This window comes from Variovorax durovernensis, assembly GCF_977011995.1.
Genome location: NZ_CDRNCW010000001.1, coordinates 2,382,301 through 2,399,946, shown reverse-complemented (window position 1 = coordinate 2,399,946; position 17,646 = coordinate 2,382,301). Strand labels below are relative to the sequence as shown.

Genomic DNA, 17,646 nt, shown 5'->3' with positions numbered 1-17,646 from the left:
ATGACGCACCATCACGACAAGGTGAACTGAATGTGCTACTCCGCCACGGCCAGTTTCTCTGCGGGTGTCTTGCTGCTCGGGGTCGGAGCGCTCACGCTTGCGTCGGCGCGCCGGCCTCGCGAATGGCCGTTTGCCGCAATCCCGCTGATGTTCGCGATCCAGCAACTGATCGAGGGCGTGATCTGGCTGACCTTCAGCGCTGACGCGCCGGTGCTGAACACCGTCATGACGCATGCGTATTCGTTCTTCTCGCACGTGCTGTGGCCGGTCTACCTGCCGGTGGCCGTGTTGATGATCGAGCCGCCCGGTGGGCGCCAGCGCACACTGAGCGCGCTGGTGGTCGCGGGCGCCGCGGTGGGCGGCTACCTGCTCTACATCCTCGTGGCGTTCCCGGTGGTATCGCGACCGACCGACCAGCACGTCGAGTACGACTCGCCGCACTTCTTTGCGGCTGCGGTGATGACGCTGTACCTGATCTCGACCACGGTGAGCCCGTTGCTGTCCACGCTTCGAAGGGTTCAGGTCTTCGGCGCTCTGGCGCTCCTGTCGTTCGGCGCGGCTTACTACTTCTATGCAACGTGGTTCATCTCGGTGTGGTGCTTCTTCGCAGCCCTGCTGAGCACCGTCATCTACCTCCACTTTGTATGGCGACCCACCGAACGCGGTGGCTCGCAACAGATGCGTGGAGTCCCCGGTCAATCTGACACTTTGGAGAAGACATCATGAGAAAACTATTGACAGCCCTGACCGTAACCGCAGCGTTGACCCTCACCGGCTGCGGCTACAACACATTTCAGACGACCGATGAGCAAGTCAAAGCGAGTTGGTCCGAGGTCGTCAACCAGTACCAGCGGCGCGCGGACCTGGTGCCCAACCTTGTTGCCACTGTCAAAGGTGAAGCGAAATTCGAGCAAGACACGTTGACAAAAGTGATCGAGGCACGCTCCAAAGCCACGTCCATCCAAGCCACACCGGAGTTGGTCAACGATCCCGCGGCGTTCCAAAAATTCCAGGCCGCCCAAGGCGAACTGACCGGTGCGCTGTCCAGGCTGATGGCCGTCTCGGAGAACTACCCCAACCTGCGTGCGAACGAAGGCTTTCGTGCCCTTTCTGCGCAACTGGAGGGCACCGAGAACCGCATCACGGTTGCCCGCAACCGCTACATAGCGTCAGTGCAGGCGTACAACGTGACGGTACGTTCCTTCCCGTCCAATCTCACAGCCAAGGTGATGGGCTACAAGGAAAAAGCCAACTTCGCGACCGAGAACGAAAAGGAAATCTCCAAGCCGCCGAGCGTTGGGTTCGATACGACACCGGCTAAGCCTGCCGGCACCGCGTCTGGGGTGTCCAAGTGACCACAGGCCGGACAGTGCGCGACATTGGCAGAGCACTGCTTCTGGCGTGCGCGCTCGGTTGGTCCGCTTTAGTCGCGGCGCAAGTACCGGTCCCTCCGCTCACAGGGCGAGTCACAGACCAGACTGGAACGCTGACTGCAGAGCAGAAGGCCACCCTGGAGCAAACGTTGACGGCATTCGAAGTCAGAAAAGGAAGCCAACTCTCAGTGCTGATGGTCACTTCAACGGCGCCAGAGGATGTCGAGCAATTCGCCCTGCGGGTCGCGGAGAAGTGGAAGCTTGGCCGCAAGAAGGTCGATGACGGCGCCATCCTGGTCGTCGCGAAAGGCGATCGCACCGTCCGCATCGAAGTGGGATACGGCCTGGAGGGAGCGCTCAACGATCTCACCAGCAAACGCATCATCAGCGAGACCATCCTGCCGCGATTCAAGGTGCAAGACTTTTACGGGGGTATCACGGCCGGCGTTGGGCAGATGATCACTGTCATCGACGGTGAGCCCTTTCCTGACCCGAGCAATGCACCCTCCAGGAGTATCGGCAGTGCTCAACAGTACGCGCCCGTGCTCTTCATTCTCGCCCTCGCCGTGGGCGGCGTGCTGCGCTCCGTGCTCGGCAAAATTCCAGGTTCCCTGGTCACGGGCGGTGTAGTTGCCCTGATTGCCTGGTTCGTCGTTGGTGCAGTGTCGATGGCTCTGGGCGCGGGGGTAATCGCGCTGTTCGTCACCTTGCTCGGTGGCGGGATGCGCGGGCACGGTATGGGCGGTTTGGGCGGCTACTACGGTGGAGGCGGTCGAGGCGGCGGCGGTGTCGGTGGATTCAGCGGTGGCGGTGGTGGCTTTGGTGGCGGCGGTGCGTCGGGGAGGTGGTGATCATGAGAACCCAACGCATCCTGAAGCACTTGCTGACCACACGTGGTCAGGTCACTCGGTGCTTTCCCCGCAGCGCATTGAACGCGATTGAGAAGGCGATCAAGGCCAGCGAGACCGCGCATGCTGGGGAAATACGCTTCGTGGTCGAGGGCGCATTGGATGGCATGCCGCTGTTCAAGGGGCAATCACCCCGGGAGCGAGCCCTCGAACTCTTTGCGCAGTTGCGCATCTGGGACACCGAGCACAACAATGGCTTGCTGATCTATCTGTTGCTCGCGGATCGCGCAGTTGAAATCGTGGCGGACCGCGGCATCCATGCCAAGGTCGGCTCCGAAGAATGGCGCAAGGTTTGCAATCAAATGGAAACGGCGTTCAAGCAATCGAACTATGAAGCTGGCGTGGTCGGCGGCGTGCAGGCTGTGATGCGGCACCTCGTACGCCACTTTCCTGCCGACGATCGCGGGAACGAGCTGCCGGACAAGCCGGTGGTACTGTGAAAAGCACGGATCGAAGCCAGCGCAGTGTCGTTGACGACATTCCCTTGGCCGCGACCACCATGAGTGCGCGCATCTCACCCCGCTACGCCGCGACCTGGATGCTGACGGGTTGCGGCCTCTGGCTTGTGGCGCTAGGGCTCTACTTCATCTTTCTGCGACCGCCCTTGTTGCCGGAAGACACGCGCTTCATGGGCAGCTCGCTGGCTCAAGTTCGGTCTGCGCTGCCTGGCCTGGAGGGATGGCTGCAGCGGGTGTTTGCGGTCATGGGTGGATTCATCGCAGGCGCGGGTGTGTTCACGGTGTTCGTGGCCTGGGCTGCCATGCCGTCAGGATTGAGGGGCACGTCATGGGTCATCGCATTGACCGGGGCGCTGACGGTGGCACTCATGAGTGCAATCAACTTCGATCTCCACTCTGATTCCAGATGGCTGTTGCTCGTTCCTGCGCTGGCCTGGCTCGCGGGCTTGGTGTTCCATATCGCGAGGCGATAGCGACATCGTGACTGACACTGCCGGCCAAGTCGAGTCGAGCGCTACTGCCGCCGAGCCCATGAGAAGAGGCGCGCTGGCGTTGCTGGGCGCCATGGTTTTCATCGTGTCGCTAGGTTACGGTGCGGGACTACCGCTGATTCGGCTCTATCTGTCGCGCTACCTCGATGCTGTGCCGGCGTCCACGGTGGCCTGGCATGTCGGCATGCTGGGCGGCGTCTACCTGTTCGCCTTATTCCTGTTCGCGCCGCTCTGGGGTCGACTCTCGGATCGGCGCGGACGCGTGGGGGTGCTGCTAATCGGCTTCGCCACGTTCCTGGTCGGTAGCACCGCCACCGCGCTGGCCCCGAGCCTGGGCTTCGTCTACGCCGCGCGTTTGCTGGCCGGCGCCGGTGCCGCCGCGATCGTTCCGACAGCGCAAGCCTATATTGCCGACAGCAGCACGACAGTCGATCGCAGCCGCCGCTTCGTGCTGCTGGGGAGCGCGTCCTTCATCGGGTTCCTCGCTGGGCCGGCGTTCGGCACCTGGCTGGCCGGTCCGGTGATGGGAACCGTTGTTGGTGAAATGGGAGGCATGCTGAACTGGCCCGCATTAGCCGTCGCTGTGGCCGGTGTACCGCTACTGCTGTTGACTCGGTTGTGCCTCGGTCGAAATCACGACATCGTCGCAACGCAGGCTGTGGAAGGGGACGAGGCTGAGGACGCTCCGCGCCGGCACTTCGTGCACGCATCGATGCTGCTTGCGGCACTGGCCTCGTTCGCGGTCGGAACCTTTGAGGTGGGCTTCAACCTGTTCGGCAGTCAGACGCTTGGCCTGACCACAGCGACGATGGCTGCGATGTTCATCACCTGCAGCTTGGCGATGCTGGCAGCGCAGTCAATGCTGCTGCTGTCGTCAGTGCGTCGCCGTGTCGATCAGCGCTGGGTGGCCGCCGCGTTCGCCGGCTCGGCGCTCGCCCTGACGTTCATCTCACTGGTGCCTGGTGCGGGCTCGCTGGGGCTAATGATCGCCGTGGTGGCCACCGGTGCCGGAATGGTCGGGCCGGTGCTGTCGTACGAGTTGCTGGAGCGCAAGGCGGGCGCAGCGGGCGCGCTTCTCGGGCGCCAGGCCGCCGCGGGCAATCTTGGCCAAGCGCTCGGCTCGATGGGCGCGGGCTCATTGTTCACGCTAGCGCCGATGGCACCGTTCTGGGCAGCTGCTGCCATTCTCATGCTCGGGGCTGTGCTGTCGCTGGTCTGGTGGGGTCCGACCCGAATCCGCGAAATCGCTGCCAGGAAACTGACAGATGCCAGGGGCGGTGCAACGGCCGCGGGTTCGTCTGCCCCTTGAGGCTACCGTCGGAGCAATGACCAGCTTTAACTTATTTCCGTATGCCGCATCCATGACAACCTGAAGCGCGCTCACGCGCTATCCGATCAAGTGCTTGATCGGAGATTGGTTACATCGCCAAGATGGACGAGGCCCTGCGCAAGCGGATGCGCGCTGGACGCCTGATGTTGGTGGGCATCGACTTGCCAACTCAACCTGTTGTAGCCAGTGCCACGATGTGCGCGGCGATCTGGCTGCGATGCGTATCCTGCGCTGTGAAGCCAGCCCAGCCTCATCGGTTCTTCAGTTCAATGCACTGCCCACAACCAGCTGAGCGACGGTCAACGCCGTCAGTCGAGCATCACGGCCTGCTGGAAGCAGGCAGCGATATGGTGATGTCGTGGCTACGCAATGCTCCAGCGAGCGGAAACCGGTGGTGCTTGCTGAGCTATTCGGTGACCACCGCAGACTTCGCTCCGGCGCCCGCGTCACGGCCTCTTCTCAAGCGTAAGGCATTGGTGATGACGGACGCAGAACTCAGGCTCATCGCCAACGCCGCGATCATCGGTGACAGCAGCCAGCCCGTGAACGGGAACAACACGCCCGCGGCCAACGGCACGCCGAGGGCGTTGTAGAGGAAGGCGAAGCCGAGGTTCTGCTTCATGTTGGCAATAGTCTGCTCGGAGATGACACGCGCCTGCGCAATGCCTCGCAGATCGCCCTTGACCAGCGTCACCTGGGCGCTGTTCATCGCGACGTCCGTGCCGGTCCCCATCGCCACGCCGACGTCGGCCTTGGCGAGCGCGGGGGCGTCGTTGATGCCGTCACCCGCCATCGCGACGATGCGGCCTTCGCGCTGCAGCTTGTCCACCAGCGCGAGCTTGTCGGCGGGTTTGACTTCTCCATGGACCTCATCGATGCCCAACCTAACCGCGACGGCCCGGGCCGTGGTCAGCCCGTCGCCGGTCGCCATGATGACCCGCATGCCCGAGGCCTTGAGCGCAGACAGCGCCTCCATTGAGGTGGCCTTGATCGGGTCCGAGACTGCAAGCAAGCCGGCAGGCTGGCCTTCCACCGCCAGGAACATGACGCTGGCGCCCTCAGCCCGCATCGTCTCGGCCTGCGGCTTGAGGTCGTCGACCCGCACGCGCAACTGTTCCATGAGCGCCGTGTTGCCGAGCGCCAGCTTCCTGCCGCCCACGGCGCCGCTCACGCCGATGCCGCTGCTTGATTCGAAACCGTCGGGCGTGTCCAGCGTCAGGTTGCGCTCGCGCGCTGCCCGCACGATGGCATCGGCCAGGGGGTGTTCGCTGCCCTGGTCCAGGCTAGCCGCGAGGCGCAGCACCTCGTCCTCGGTGAAGCCCGGCGAAGGCACCGCGCGTTCGAACTGGGGGCCGGCCTTCTGTCAATGTCCCCGTCTTGTCGACGATCAGGGTGTCCACCTTGCGGAAATTCTCGATTGCGGCGGCATCGCGGAACAGCACGCCTTGCGTCGCCGCCTTGCCTGTGGCCACCATGATCGACATCGGCGTCGCCAGACCGAGCGCGCAGGGGCAGGCGATGATGAGCACGGCCACCGCGTTGATCAGACCGTAGACCCAGCTTGGCTGCGGTCCAAACAGTCCCCAGGCGAAGAACGTCAGCACCGCGATGCCGATGACGGTCATGACGAAGTAGCCGGCGACCTGATCGGCCATTCGCTGCATCGGCGCCCTGGAGCGCTGAGCCTGCACGACCATCTGCACGATGCTGGCGAGCACGGTCTGGGAGCCGACTTTTTCCGACTGCATGACCAGTGCGCCGTTGGTGTTCAGCGTCGCGCCGATGAGCTTGTCGCCAACGCGCTTGGTCACAGGCAGCGGTTCGCCGGTGAGCATCGACTCGTCTACCGCGCTGCCGCCTTCGATCACCACGCCGTCCACGGGCACTTTCTCCCCTGGCCTGACGCGCAGCTTGTCTCCGACGTGCACGTGGCTGATGGGTACGTCTTCCTCGGTGCCATCGGCGCCGATCCGGCGGGCTGTCTTGGGCGCGAGACCCAGCAGCGACTTGATGGCCGCGGAGGTTTGCGAACGTGCCTTGAGCTCGAGGATCTGGCCCAGCAAGGTGAGCGAAATGATCACCGCGGCCGCTTCGAAGTAGACCGCCACACGTCCCATCGACACGAACGATGCGGGAAACACGCCGGGCGCCACCGTGGCCACGACGCTGTAGACAAAGGCTGCGGCGGTTCCAAGACCGATCAGGGTCCACATGTTCGGGCTGCGATTCGCGACGGATTTCACCGCACGCTCGAAGAATGGCCAACCGGCCCACAACACGATTGGCACGCTGAGCACGAGTTCGATCCAGCTCTGCGTGCCCATCTCGAACCACTGCAGTCGGTGGCCGGCCATCGCAAGCAGCGTGACGATGACGGTGAGCGGCAACGTCCAGATGAAGCGTCGCTTGAAGTCTTTCAGCTCGGGGTCTTCACCCTCGTCAAGCGTCGGCATCTCGGGTTCCAGCGTCATGCCGCACTTGGGGCAATTGCCCGGGTGATCCTGTCGGATCTCCGGGTGCATGGGGCAGGTGTAGATCGCGCCTGCGGGGACGGGTTGCGTGGGTTCCGCAGGCGCAAGAACGAGCGGAGCTGTCCGCGGTGCGCTGCGCTTCGCGTACTTTGCCGGGTCGGCCTCGAACTTGGCCTTGCAACCCGCACTGCAGAAGTAGACCGGCTCGCCTTCGTGCTGCAAGACATGCGGGGACTGCGCGGTCACCGTCATCCCGCAAACGGGATCCTTCAGAACCGCATCGGTCTCATGTGAAGGTTCTCCAGCGGTGGTCGGGTGCGCGCCATGATGCCCCTTGTGGTGTTCATGCAGGTTGGAAGGCGTAGGGTTCATTTGAGTTCTCCAACGAAAAATTGGCCGGATGCGCGCCCTCGGCGCGTCCAGTCCACATTGGCCTGCACGAGACATCAGCCGATTGAGGCCGGTGTCCCATGCGTGGCGGATCAATTCGGCGGGTAGCCCGCTTCCGTCAGGGCCGCAGTCACGGACGCGCGGTCCTCGCTGCTGTCGACGCGAACAGTCTTGGTCGGCAGGTCGACCTCGATCTTCGCCTGAGCGTCCAGATTCTTGACAGCCTGGGCGATCCGGCTCGCGCAGCCGCCACAGGACATCGACTGGATGATGAACTCTTGCATGAGGGACTCCTTGTTTGAAAGTGATTCCAGTGTCAGGCTTGACATCATGTGAAGGTCAAGCGGTCGCCGCCCAATCCCCAAACAGTGTGGTTCCTTGCATTCAGGTTTCCACCTCCAGGACCATCATCAGGCCACCGCCTCCGTCCTGCTCGACGTTGTTGTTGGTCGTGTGATGCGGTATGTGGCAGTGGACCAGCCACTTGCCAGGCCGGAGTGCCTTCCAGATCACGTCGTAGCGCTGGCCCGGTCCGACATTGACGGTGTCGGCCTGGAAGCGCGCCGATTCCGGCAGGACGTAGCCGTCCCTTGCGACGACGGTGAACGGGCCGCCATGCACGTGCATGGGGTGTACAAAGTTGTTGTTGCTTCCAACGAAACGTAGCTTGATGGTCTCGCCAACCTTCATCTTCACGGTGTCGGTGGCGGGAAAGGCCTTGCCATTGATGGTGAAGTAGTTTGGCAAGCCGCCTTCCATCAGCATTGCCGGGTACGTCAGGCCTTCGCGCTTGAGCCATTCCTGCAACTGCAGCACGTACTCATGGTCCGTCTTCGGCGCCTGTTCGGCATTCTTGGGGTCGATGATCAGTGCGCCGTACAAGCCGAAGGCCTGTTGACGGTCCACATGGTCGTGCGAGTGATAGAAAAACGTTCCCGCCTGCTCGGTCGTGAACTCATAGGTGTAGGAGCCGCCCGGGGGAATCGGCTTCTGCGTGATCTTGGCTGGCCCGTCCATCTCGTTGGGAAGAATCAGCCCATGCCAATGCACGGTGGTGCTTTCGGGCAGCCGGTTCGTCACCTTGATGCGCACCCGATCGCCTTCGATGACGCGAATCCTCGGGCCCGGGATCGTCGCGTTGAATGCATAGCCCTCGACCGTCACATCCGGCAGGATGTTCCACCGGATAACGCTGGTCTCGAGGTTGAAGACCTTGACACCGTTGTCCAGCGTGGGGACCAGGTCCACATCGCCGCGGGCTTGGGCCCCGGCGATGTGCGCGACCTGGCGCGGGTGGATGGCCGACATGTCGCGCATCGCATCGCCCGGTGTGTCCCACCCCATGATCATGGACGGCGGCATGATGGCGCCGCGCACATCCTTGTTCGACAGGCGCATGTTCACGAACATCGCGGGCATCGTCATGCCGGCCAAAAGCATGAGCGTCGTGGTCATCGTCACAGCCGCCAATTGCGGCCGGGTCACGTTCGGCCGCATGCCGTGACTCGCATGGTCTGATTTGTCGTGCGATTTGTCTTGCACGGGTTGAGCGCTCTTTTCGTGGCCCGCATGCGCCGCGTGGCCCTGATCGGCGTGTCCGCCCTGAGCGCTGTGCTGGACTGAGGAAGCGGCAACTGCGACAGAGGCTTGGCCATGCGCATGGACTTGTGCGTGGTCGGACGCCGCGCTCGCGCCGGATTGTGCCTCTGCTTTTTTCTCGGGTCGGCGTTCGGTCATCAGCCCGTGTTTCAGCTTCCTGGACACCATCCAGACGTTCACTGGATAGGCCACCGCAAATCCGACGGCCACACCCAGCGACATCACGCCCCAGAAGATGAGCTCGGTGGGATCCATCGCTCGCATGTCGCGGCCCATCATCAGCAGTGCCATCACCGGGGCCATGCCCGCCATCATCGCGTTCATGCTGATGAATTCGGGCATGAACGACTTCTTGACGTTCTCCCAATAGGTGCCGCCCATCATGTTCTTCATGAAGAGCGACTGAAAGATGAAGAGGCCGAACGCGAAACCCGCGACGTACTCCACGATGAGGTCGATCCACATCGGAAGGCCCAGCACCGCGGTCACGACAGCCGCGAGAATGATCCCGGTCGCATCGCCCGCAACGCAGTGGATCGTCGAGCCCACACCCTGTTTCCAAAGCGGCTTGACGAACTCCTCATGCTCTCCTGGGGCTGGCTCCTTGTCTGCCATCACGTACAGCAGCAGACCCACGGGCCCCAAATACAGGGTGACGAGGATGAACCCCCACTTCATCACCACAGGCTCGGGGTTGTTCCTCAACTGGTCCCAAGCCACGTAGGCCGTCGACAGCGCGGCCAAAACGAACCAGACGGCCAGGAAGTAGTCGATGGGTTGAACGAACATGGGGATCCCCGGAGTTTGGGTTCAGGCCCGCACGATGCTGCCGCCGGTCACCTTCCGCCATGCGAACCGGGCGAGCCCTGAAAATTGATGCGAGCGTGCCCCTGCGCGAGGGCACCGCCTTACCGCTCAGGGGTTCTTTTTCATCCACGCATCCAGTTGCGCGATTTCCTTGGTTTGATCCTTGATGATCTTGCGTGCCATCGCTTTGAGCTCCGGCGATTTTCCGTGCGCGATCTCTGGCTTGGCCATCTCGAGCGCTTGCTGGTGATGCATCTTCATCAGCATCGCGAAGTCCTTGTCGGTGTCGCCCGACATCTTCATCTTCTGCATGCCGTCCATGCCGCTCATCATGGACTTCATCATCTCGTCCGATCCGCTGCCCTTTTGCATTTGCGCGGAAGACATGACCATTGGCGCCGGTGAAGTGGAGGGTTGAGTTTGCGCCGTCGCAGTCAGCGCAAAGGCCGCGAGCGCAGAGGCGCTCGCCAAGGTCTTGAAATACAGGGAGGTCATGGTTTTCCTTGGTGGTGTGAAATCAATGGGCCATTTCCAGGCACGCGACCGCGCAGGCTCGACAAGCCTTGGCGCAGGCTTGGCAGTGCGGCGCCTGGTGCTTGTCGCATTCCTGCGCACAGGCTTCACAGATGTCGGCACACAGCCCGCAAACTTCTGTTGCGTACGCGCTGCCACGGGCGATCGCCGCGGCGGCGAACTGACAGATTGCCACGCAATCCATGTCCAGCGCGATGCACCGGGACATCATCTTGACGTTGTCCTCTTTCAAGCAGGCCGCCGCGCAGCGATTGCACGCGACGGCGCACTCGTTGCACGCCTCGATACAGGCAGAGTCGGTTTCATGTGACACGGCTGTCTCCTTTTGCGCAGCGGCCGAAGGTCGGCGAAGAGGGGCGATGCAACCGCCCCGGCATGCGCGACGCAACGGGTCGCGGGTGAAAAGAGCTCCAATCAAACGATCGGCGTGTGAATCGACGTGACGGCGATGCGGATGTCGACCGTGCGAAGGCCTGAACCTGTGTGCAGGGTGCCGAAGACGCGAGCAGCCGTCTGTCGGACGCCAGCCCGGTCATGGTTGCGAATTGCCGACGCCTTCATCGTTTGCTCCGCCTGGACTTCCTGGATGCAGTCGAGCGGAGGGTTCCCCGACCTCTGTACCCGTTCGATCGGTTTTTCCGGTGTTTGCGGCGCTGCCAGCACACGATCGCCGCGAAAACGATCACTCCCATGATCCACGCGATGAACATGGTGCTCACCACATTCTCGGAAACCCACCGGCCTGTCACGTACATGCGTCACCTCGTTTGGCTTGTCGGCCACTGGCAGGTACGCGAGGTACGCGCGCGGCGGCAGCAGAAGTGGGATAGGACGTACTGAATAGGCCGCATGGTGATTTCAGGCAGGTTGCCGACCGAGGCTCAGTGCAGGCCCGCGATGTAGTCGGAAACGGCCTTGATTTCGCGATCATTGAGTTTCGCTGCAACGCCACTCATTGGCATGCTGTTGAGTCGTCCCCCATCGCGAAACGCGGTCAGCTGAGCGGCGGTGTACTCGGCGTGCTGTCCGCCCAGTCGCGGGTACTGGATCGGGATGCCGGCGCCGTTGGGACTGTGACAGCCCGCGCAGGCCGGGACACTGCGGTCCCCGATGCCACCGCGATAGATCCTCTCGCCCAGCGCCACCAGATCCTTGTCTTTCGCAAACCCCGGCTTGACGGGCTTGGAACCCAGGAACCAGGCGACGTCGCGCATTTCCTGCTCGGACAGCATCGCGGCCATGCCGCTCATGACCGGGCTCTTGCGTTTGCCGGATTTGAACTCCTGCAGTTGCTTGACCAGGTACTCCGGATGCTGCTGAGCCAGTTTGGGATTGGCGGGGATGGCCGAGTTCCCGTCCGCGCTGTGGCACGCGGCGCACGACTTGCCATTGAAAACGACTTCACCGTTCGCAATATCGGGTTTCGCCGATTTGGCGGGGGCTCTTTCGGTCGGCACCGGTGCGGCAGGATCGGCAGCGAAAGAGAAGCCGGAGGAAAATCCACCGAGCGCGGCTAGCAAAAGAGGCACGAACAATTTCATGGAGTGCTTAGGTTTGTGGGTGGGCTGGCTGCAAAGATGGCTGGAGATCGTGCGCAGGCCCCGTCAGTCGCGCGGTGCTCGTGCATGCGATAACACGCGAACGGGTGTGCCGCACCTGACGACGTTGGTCGAAACGATGTCGCCCAACTCGACGGATGTCGCAGGATCCAGCATCACGATGTGCGCGTGGCGCTGGCCCGTGGAACGATCGAGCAGGATGGCGAAGCGCTGTGATGCAAGTTCGTCGGCGCCGGCCTTCTTCCTGCAATCCGTGCGCCCGCTGCGCTGAATCTCGCTCGCGCGGCCGATCTCGACAATTTCGCCTGTACGCCAGCCGTTCTGAAAATCGCGGTGCTGCCGGTAGAAATCGGCGCAGCCCGTCAGACCGGCGGAGATCACCATAACGAGAATCCCGCTCGCAAGAGCATGCGCCATCACGATGGTGCAATGCCTCGTCTTCTCCGTGTCGACGGCAGACAACGTAAATCCCGATCCGCCAGGACTGACCACGGCGCATCGACGCTTTGGCTTGCGTCGCTCAAATGGCAAAGTAAAGGCCACTGAATGTCGGGAAGCATCGCTCGGAAAATCCCGGCAGGTAGAGTGACCGCTCGGGAACCTGCCACTGGTCGCGCAGGGTGTAGCCCAGCGCTTCGATTTCCTTGATGAAGCGTTGGCGGTTGTAGACGTGCATCGGCGCAAAGCAGCCTGCGCCGAGGTTCTGTGCCGTGACGTAGTCCTGGCCGTCGTAGAGTGGCAGCTTGTTCAGCAGGACATGCCGTGGTCGCGTGTCGCACCGTTGAAGCAGATCACCGGGGCGCGCATTCTCGACATAGTGCAGGGCGCCGGCCGACAACCAGATGTCGTTGCCGTGCAGCGCCTGCGACAGATCCTCGGCGAAACTCAGTCCAATGGCCTCGGCCTGGCTGGCTATTTCCCGCCCGACGGCTGCGATCGCGGGCACTTCGACGACGCGCCACGACAGGCCCTGCGGCATTTCGAAATAGCGGCGATAGGCGTGGAAGTGAACTCCCACCGAGCCGCCGATGTCGAGCAACTTGGTGGCACCGTCCCTGAACGCGCGTTCGAGCCACCACATCACGGGGTAGTCGTACGCAAACACCTTCTTCGTGCGGACATTCACGTACTCTTCCGCCAGGGCTGCGTGGTCGAATTCCGGACTGTCAGGCAGCCAATCCCGCGCTTCGGCAAAGCTGTTGAACAGGCCGAAGTAGCTGCCGAATCCGGCCTCGGAGAAGAACTGCTGGCGTCGCCAGCGCTGCAACGCCGGCCGGGTGACCGGTCCCTCCAGGATCTGCCGAACGACTTGCGAAGCACTCGAGTAAGCCATTCTTTCCTCCATCCTTCCGATAGTCGCCGCCCGTTTATTTTTTACGCGCTCAGCGGGCCGATTCGATCTTCGTGACGACGATCTTGCCGTCGATCTTTTCCGCCTGGAAACGGACCTTGGCGCCAGTCTCGACCTTGTCGAGCATGGCGTCGTCCTTCACCCCGAACACCATCGTCATGCCGGGCATGTCGAGGTTCTTCAGCGGGCCGTGCTTGATCGTGAGTTTCTTGTTGTCCTTGTCCACCTTGCGGATCTCGCCTTCGGTGAGGTCGGAGGCTGCGGCCGCATCCGAGCCGCCAGCCGCTGGTGCCTTTTCGGACATGCCAGGCATGTCGGCCGTGGGTTTGGAGGATTGCGCGCTGGCCGCGCCAGCGAATGAGAGTGCGGCAACGAATGCCAAGAGTGCGATGCGGGTGTTGGTCATGAGGATCTCCTGTGCTGTGAATAAATTTGGAGTGCCGCCGCGTCCCGATGGTGGCCCGCGGCGGGAGCGTCGCGCTTACTTCCCGGTCTTGGTCACGTTCACGGCGCCCTTCATGCCGGCGTCGTAGTGGCCTGGCTGCAGGCATGCGAAGTCGACCTTGCCGGCCTTGGTGAACTGCCAGACGATCTCGCCGGTCTTGCCCGCGGCCAGCGTCACCATGTTCGGATCGGAGTGCTCCATCTCCGGGTTCTTTTTCATGACTTCGTAGTGCTCCTTGAGCTCCTTCTCGGTCCCGATCACGAGCTCATGCTTGAGTTGGCCGGAGTTCTTGATGACGAAGCGCACGGTCTCGCCTTGCTTGACGCTGATGTCGGCCGGCGTGAAGCGCATGCTGTCGGTCATGTCGACGTTGATCGTGCGCGTCGATTTCGTGGCCACGCCGGGCTTGCCGATCGCCTCGTTGGCATCGTGGCCGTGACCACCGGCGTGGGTGCCGGATGCCGAAGCGCCGGCGGCGGCCAAGGCAACGAGTGCCGCGAGAGCTGTGTTGCGGAAAGTGTGTTTCATGGGTTTTTCCTTTGAAAGTTGGAGGTTGGAACGGAGGGTGAGAAAACTAGTGACTCGAATGGCCGCTGCCGGGCTTTCGAATCTGGACTTCGATGTTCTTGGCGGGCATGTTCTGAGCAGGCATCGCTGCGGCGCCAGCGCCGCGTTGGCGCGAGGTCTCCGGCGGCGGCCCGTTCAGTTCGTAGGCGACGGTGCCCTTCGGGTGCTTGAACCAGCCGGGGTTCGAGTAATCGCCGGCCTTCTGGTTTTTGCGCACCTTGACCATGCTGAACATGCCGCCCATCTCGACCGAGCCGAACGGGCCTTCGCCGGTCATCATTCGCGCGGTGTTGTCGGGAATCGGCATTTCCATCTCGGCCATGTCGGCCATGCCGCGCTCGCCCATGACCATGTAGTCGGGCACCAGGCTTGTGATCTGCTTGGCCACATCCTTGTGGTCCAGGCCAATCATGGTCGGTACGTCATGGCCCATCGCGTTCATCGTGTGATGGCTCTTGTGGCAGTGGAAGGCCCAGTCGCCTTCCTCGTCGGCCAGGAATTCGATCTGGCGCATCTGGCCGACGGCGACGTCGGTGGTCACCTCGTACTGGCGCGATGTCTTGGGCGTTGGGCCGCCGTCGGTGCCCGTGACCAGGAACTCGTGCCCGTGCAAGTGCATCGGGTGGTTCGTCATCGTGAGGTTGCCGATGCGGATGCGCACCTTGTCGTTGAGCCGCACGTTGAGCGAGTCGATGCCCGGAAAGATCCGGCTGTTCCAGGACCACAGGTTGAAGTCCAACATTGTCATGATCTTGGGCGTGGCGCTGCCAGGCTCGACGTCGTAGGCGTTGAGCAGGAACACGAAGTCGCGGTCGACCTTGTCGATCAGCGGGTGCTCGGCCTTCGGGTGCGTGACCCAGAAGCCCATCATGCCCATCGCCATCTGCGTCATCTCGTCCGCATGCGGGTGGTACATGAAGGTGCCAGGGCGGCGCGCCACGAACTCATAGACGAAGGTCTTGCCCGGACGGATCGGTGGCTGGTTCAGTCCGGCGACGCCGTCCATGCCGTTGGGCAGGCGCTGGCCGTGCCAGTGCACGCTGGTGTGCTCGGGCAGCTTGTTGGTCACGAAGATACGCACGCGGTCGCCTTCGACCACCTCGATGGTCGGGCCCGGCGACTGACCGTTGTAACCCCACAGATTGGCCTTGAAGCCGGGCGCCATCTCGCGCACCACGGGCTCGGCCACCAGGTGGAACTCCTTGACGCCGTTGTTCATGCGCCAAGGCAAGGTCCAGCCGTTGAGCGTGACCACGGGGTTGTAGGGGCGTCCGCTCGAAGGCATCAGCGGCGGCATGGTGTTGGGCGTGGTCTGGAGCACGGGCTCGGGCAAGGCGGCCATTGCCACCTTGCTCACGCTGGCCGCGGCGATGGCGCCCGTGATGGCGCCCGCACCGCTCAAGAAATTGCGTCTGTTTTTCATGTCATTCAAATCAGTTGGAGAGCTCAGGTAGTGGGCTCAGTGGGCCGCGCCAGCAGAGGCGCCTTCGCCACCCGAACTGGCCATCGAGGCGCCCATGGACGTGGGCTTGCCCATCACCGAAGCCGCCAGCGCGGCATCGGCGAGCCAGAACTGCTGCTGGGCATTGATCGCGTTGGTCACGCTGGCGATCTGGTCGCGCGCCTCGGCCAACAGCTCGAAAACGCCGATCAACATGCCGTTGTAGCGAAGGACGTTCTCGTCGGCCATCGCCTGGCGCAATGGGACGATTTCGTCGCGGTAGTGCCGTGCGATGTCGTAGGCCGTGCGGTAGGCCGAGTAGCCCTCCCGCAGCTGCGAAGAGGCACCGCGCACGGTGGCGTCGTAGCGGTTGGCTGCGGCCAGCGACTGCGCGTTCAACATGTCGCGCTGCGCCGACCCCCAGTCGAACAGCGGCAGGCGGATGTCGAGCTCGAAGCCTCGGCGGGTGCTCTTGGTGTTTTCCGCGTTGTCGAACACGGTGTCACGCCGACCGCCCACCTCGACGTCGACGAAGGTCGACAGCAGGTTGATGCCTTGCGATTTGCCTGCGACATCCAGTTGGGCGCGTGCCAGTTGGACATCCAGACGCTGTTCGGTCGCGGTCGCCGCGACTTCCTTCGCCTCGCGAGGGGCCTTGGGCAGGTCGGGCAACCGTTCGGGCAAGGTCAGTTTGGTGGCCTGCTCATCGTTCAACCCCAGGACACGAACCAACTCTTCGCGCGCAGCGGTGGTGGCGTGCTGTGCAGAGGCGAGCTGGGTCGTCGCGTCGGCGTAGAAAACCTGTTGGCGTGCACGCTGCAGCTTGGAGAAATTCCCAATGAGCTGCATCCGGCGCGCGAGCTCGGCGCTGGCTTGGGCCGACTTGTTGACTTGCTCGGCGTACTGCAACGACTGCTGTGCGGCGACCGCACGGACCCAGGTTTGCTTGACCTGCGTGACCTGGTCGACCACGGCACCGGTCAGTTGGACTTTGGCTTGGGCGGCCTGGCTCCTGGAGATCGACAGACGTTTCGGCAGCAGAATCAGGTCCACCAGCCCGAAGGACAGCAGACGCCCAAGCTCAAGCTCGCTGTTGAGGCGCATGCGCTCGAACGTGAAAATCGGATTCGGCAACCGGCTGGTCTGGTTGGCTGCGGCAATGTCGCCCCAGCTCTGGGCAATCAAAGCCTGGACGGACGGGCTGTTGGCCAGCGCGAGTTGGACCGCGTCGTTCTGCGACAGCGGTTTGGCGAGCAATTCCTGTGACAGCGCGGCGCGGCGGTCACGCTGCTCCTGGGTCCGGCTGAGTTCGAGCGTGCCGCCGGTGAATTGCTGCGCGTTGGTGTTCGTGTCCTTCAAGGCGTCGTCGATACCGACCGAGGCGCACCCCGCCAGGAAAGCAGCGGCAACGGCAAGGGCCGTCAAACGAAGGACGCGCTTCATGGCTTCTCCTTCTTTGCAGGCATGGGCATCGAATGGCCTGGCGGCGCGGCAGGCGCAGCGGCGGCGCCCTTGGCCGAATCGGCCTCGGCTGCACTGGAGCCTGACGCCTCCTTGGCGTAGGCCTGCCAGCCACCGCGGCGGTAGACCGTCTCGTTGGCTTCTTTCCAGGGGATGGGCTTTTCGTCGGCAAAGGGCTGATAGCCCTCGAGCGCGGACTTGTAGGTCAGGACGGTGGGCGCCGTAGCCTCAGCGGATTTCGCGGGCGCGGGTTGCGCCACCGCGACAGCGGCACCCAGGGTCGCCAAAGCGGAGAACGCAGCCAAGGCGGGAAAAGCTGCCAACCAACGGGTCGGCGATGAATGGAACATGGAGTCCTCGCAAGTTCATGAACGGAGTACGTCAGAGCTGCCCGAAAAGGCATGACGCAGGTGATGCATGAGCGTTCGCGGCGGCCCGTGACGCGGGTCACAGGCGCACGA

The 17,646-nt window shown here is 63.0% G+C and carries 19 protein-coding genes and 1 pseudogene; 6 read left to right on the top strand and 14 right to left on the bottom strand.

What is annotated here, in order from left to right:
* The first annotated feature begins 30 nt into the window (after positions 1-30).
* The 6 genes from ACWV14_RS11510 to ACWV14_RS11485 all read left to right on the top strand — a co-directional run bounded on the left by ACWV14_RS11510 (position 31) and on the right by ACWV14_RS11485 (position 4,539).
* The gene (locus ACWV14_RS11510; RefSeq protein ID WP_454909472.1) at positions 31-726 is read left to right on the top strand and encodes a DUF6629 family protein; all 696 of its coding nucleotides are present in this window, start codon (positions 31-33) and stop codon (positions 724-726) included.
* Positions 723-1,355: a LemA family protein gene (locus ACWV14_RS11505; RefSeq protein WP_454909471.1), complete on the top strand. Its 633-nt coding sequence runs from the start codon at positions 723-725 to the stop codon at positions 1,353-1,355. The genes ACWV14_RS11510 and ACWV14_RS11505 overlap by 4 nt, the downstream gene beginning before the upstream one ends.
* On the top strand, positions 1,352-2,224 hold the full coding sequence (locus tag ACWV14_RS11500) for a TPM domain-containing protein (protein ID WP_454909470.1): 873 nt from the start codon (positions 1,352-1,354) through the stop codon (positions 2,222-2,224). Before ACWV14_RS11505 ends, ACWV14_RS11500 begins: the two co-directional genes overlap by 4 nt.
* Before the next feature lie 2 nt (positions 2,225-2,226).
* Positions 2,227-2,721 carry a TPM domain-containing protein gene (locus ACWV14_RS11495; protein WP_454909469.1) on the top strand — a complete coding sequence of 165 codons (495 nt, stop codon included), beginning with the start codon at positions 2,227-2,229 and terminating at the stop codon, positions 2,719-2,721.
* A 44-nt stretch (positions 2,722-2,765) separates the two neighbouring features.
* The gene (locus tag ACWV14_RS11490; RefSeq protein ID WP_454912746.1) at positions 2,766-3,212 is read left to right on the top strand and encodes a hypothetical protein; all 447 of its coding nucleotides are present in this window, start codon (positions 2,766-2,768) and stop codon (positions 3,210-3,212) included.
* Positions 3,213-3,303: 91 nt separating this feature from the next.
* On the top strand, positions 3,304-4,539 hold the full coding sequence (locus ACWV14_RS11485; RefSeq protein WP_454912745.1) for an MFS transporter: 1,236 nt from the start codon (positions 3,304-3,306) through the stop codon (positions 4,537-4,539).
* 427 nt (positions 4,540-4,966) lie between these two features.
* Here the strand turns inward: ACWV14_RS11485 and ACWV14_RS11480 are convergent.
* From ACWV14_RS11480 to ACWV14_RS11415, 14 genes and pseudogenes are all read right to left on the bottom strand, one after another.
* Positions 4,967-7,403 (bottom strand): annotated as a pseudogene (locus ACWV14_RS11480) (heavy metal translocating P-type ATPase).
* Between the two features lie 110 nt (positions 7,404-7,513).
* The gene (locus ACWV14_RS11475) at positions 7,514-7,705 is read right to left on the bottom strand and encodes a heavy-metal-associated domain-containing protein (RefSeq protein WP_454909867.1); all 192 of its coding nucleotides are present in this window, start codon (positions 7,703-7,705) and stop codon (positions 7,514-7,516) included.
* A 100-nt stretch (positions 7,706-7,805) separates the two neighbouring features.
* Positions 7,806-9,764, bottom strand: coding sequence for a DUF4396 domain-containing protein (locus ACWV14_RS11470; protein ID WP_454909868.1), 1,959 nt, complete (start codon positions 9,762-9,764; stop codon positions 7,806-7,808).
* A 171-nt stretch (positions 9,765-9,935) separates the two neighbouring features.
* Positions 9,936-10,322, bottom strand: coding sequence for a DUF305 domain-containing protein (locus ACWV14_RS11465; protein ID WP_454909869.1), 387 nt, complete (start codon positions 10,320-10,322; stop codon positions 9,936-9,938).
* Positions 10,323-10,344: 22 nt separating this feature from the next.
* Positions 10,345-10,674, bottom strand: a complete 330-nt coding sequence (locus tag ACWV14_RS11460; RefSeq protein WP_454906605.1) for a four-helix bundle copper-binding protein — start codon at positions 10,672-10,674, stop codon at positions 10,345-10,347.
* Positions 10,675-10,775: 101 nt separating this feature from the next.
* On the bottom strand, positions 10,776-11,144 hold the full coding sequence (locus ACWV14_RS11455) for a hypothetical protein (RefSeq protein ID WP_454906607.1): 369 nt from the start codon (positions 11,142-11,144) through the stop codon (positions 10,776-10,778).
* A gap of 98 nt (positions 11,145-11,242) precedes the next feature.
* On the bottom strand, positions 11,243-11,902 hold the full coding sequence (locus tag ACWV14_RS11450; RefSeq protein WP_454906609.1) for a c-type cytochrome: 660 nt from the start codon (positions 11,900-11,902) through the stop codon (positions 11,243-11,245).
* Positions 11,903-11,965: 63 nt separating this feature from the next.
* Entirely contained in the window at positions 11,966-12,382 is a 417-nt protein-coding gene (locus ACWV14_RS11445) for a hypothetical protein (protein ID WP_454906611.1), read from the bottom strand.
* 58 nt (positions 12,383-12,440) lie between these two features.
* Positions 12,441-13,253 (bottom strand): methyltransferase, TIGR04325 family, encoded by an 813-nt coding sequence (locus tag ACWV14_RS11440; protein WP_454906613.1) that lies wholly within the window; start codon positions 13,251-13,253, stop codon positions 12,441-12,443.
* Between the two features lie 49 nt (positions 13,254-13,302).
* The gene (locus ACWV14_RS11435) at positions 13,303-13,677 is read right to left on the bottom strand and encodes a copper-binding protein (protein ID WP_454906615.1); all 375 of its coding nucleotides are present in this window, start codon (positions 13,675-13,677) and stop codon (positions 13,303-13,305) included.
* A gap of 75 nt (positions 13,678-13,752) precedes the next feature.
* Positions 13,753-14,244 carry a cupredoxin domain-containing protein gene (locus ACWV14_RS11430; RefSeq protein ID WP_454906617.1) on the bottom strand — a complete coding sequence of 164 codons (492 nt, stop codon included), beginning with the start codon at positions 14,242-14,244 and terminating at the stop codon, positions 13,753-13,755.
* 46 nt (positions 14,245-14,290) lie between these two features.
* Positions 14,291-15,706: a multicopper oxidase family protein gene (locus ACWV14_RS11425; RefSeq protein ID WP_454906619.1), complete on the bottom strand. Its 1,416-nt coding sequence runs from the start codon at positions 15,704-15,706 to the stop codon at positions 14,291-14,293.
* Between the two features lie 36 nt (positions 15,707-15,742).
* Entirely contained in the window at positions 15,743-17,167 is a 1,425-nt protein-coding gene (locus tag ACWV14_RS11420) for a TolC family protein (RefSeq protein WP_454912744.1), read from the bottom strand.
* The gene (locus tag ACWV14_RS11415; protein ID WP_454912743.1) at positions 17,164-17,490 is read right to left on the bottom strand and encodes a hypothetical protein; all 327 of its coding nucleotides are present in this window, start codon (positions 17,488-17,490) and stop codon (positions 17,164-17,166) included. Before ACWV14_RS11415 ends, ACWV14_RS11420 begins: the two co-directional genes overlap by 4 nt.
* Positions 17,491-17,646: the final 156 nt, after the last annotated feature.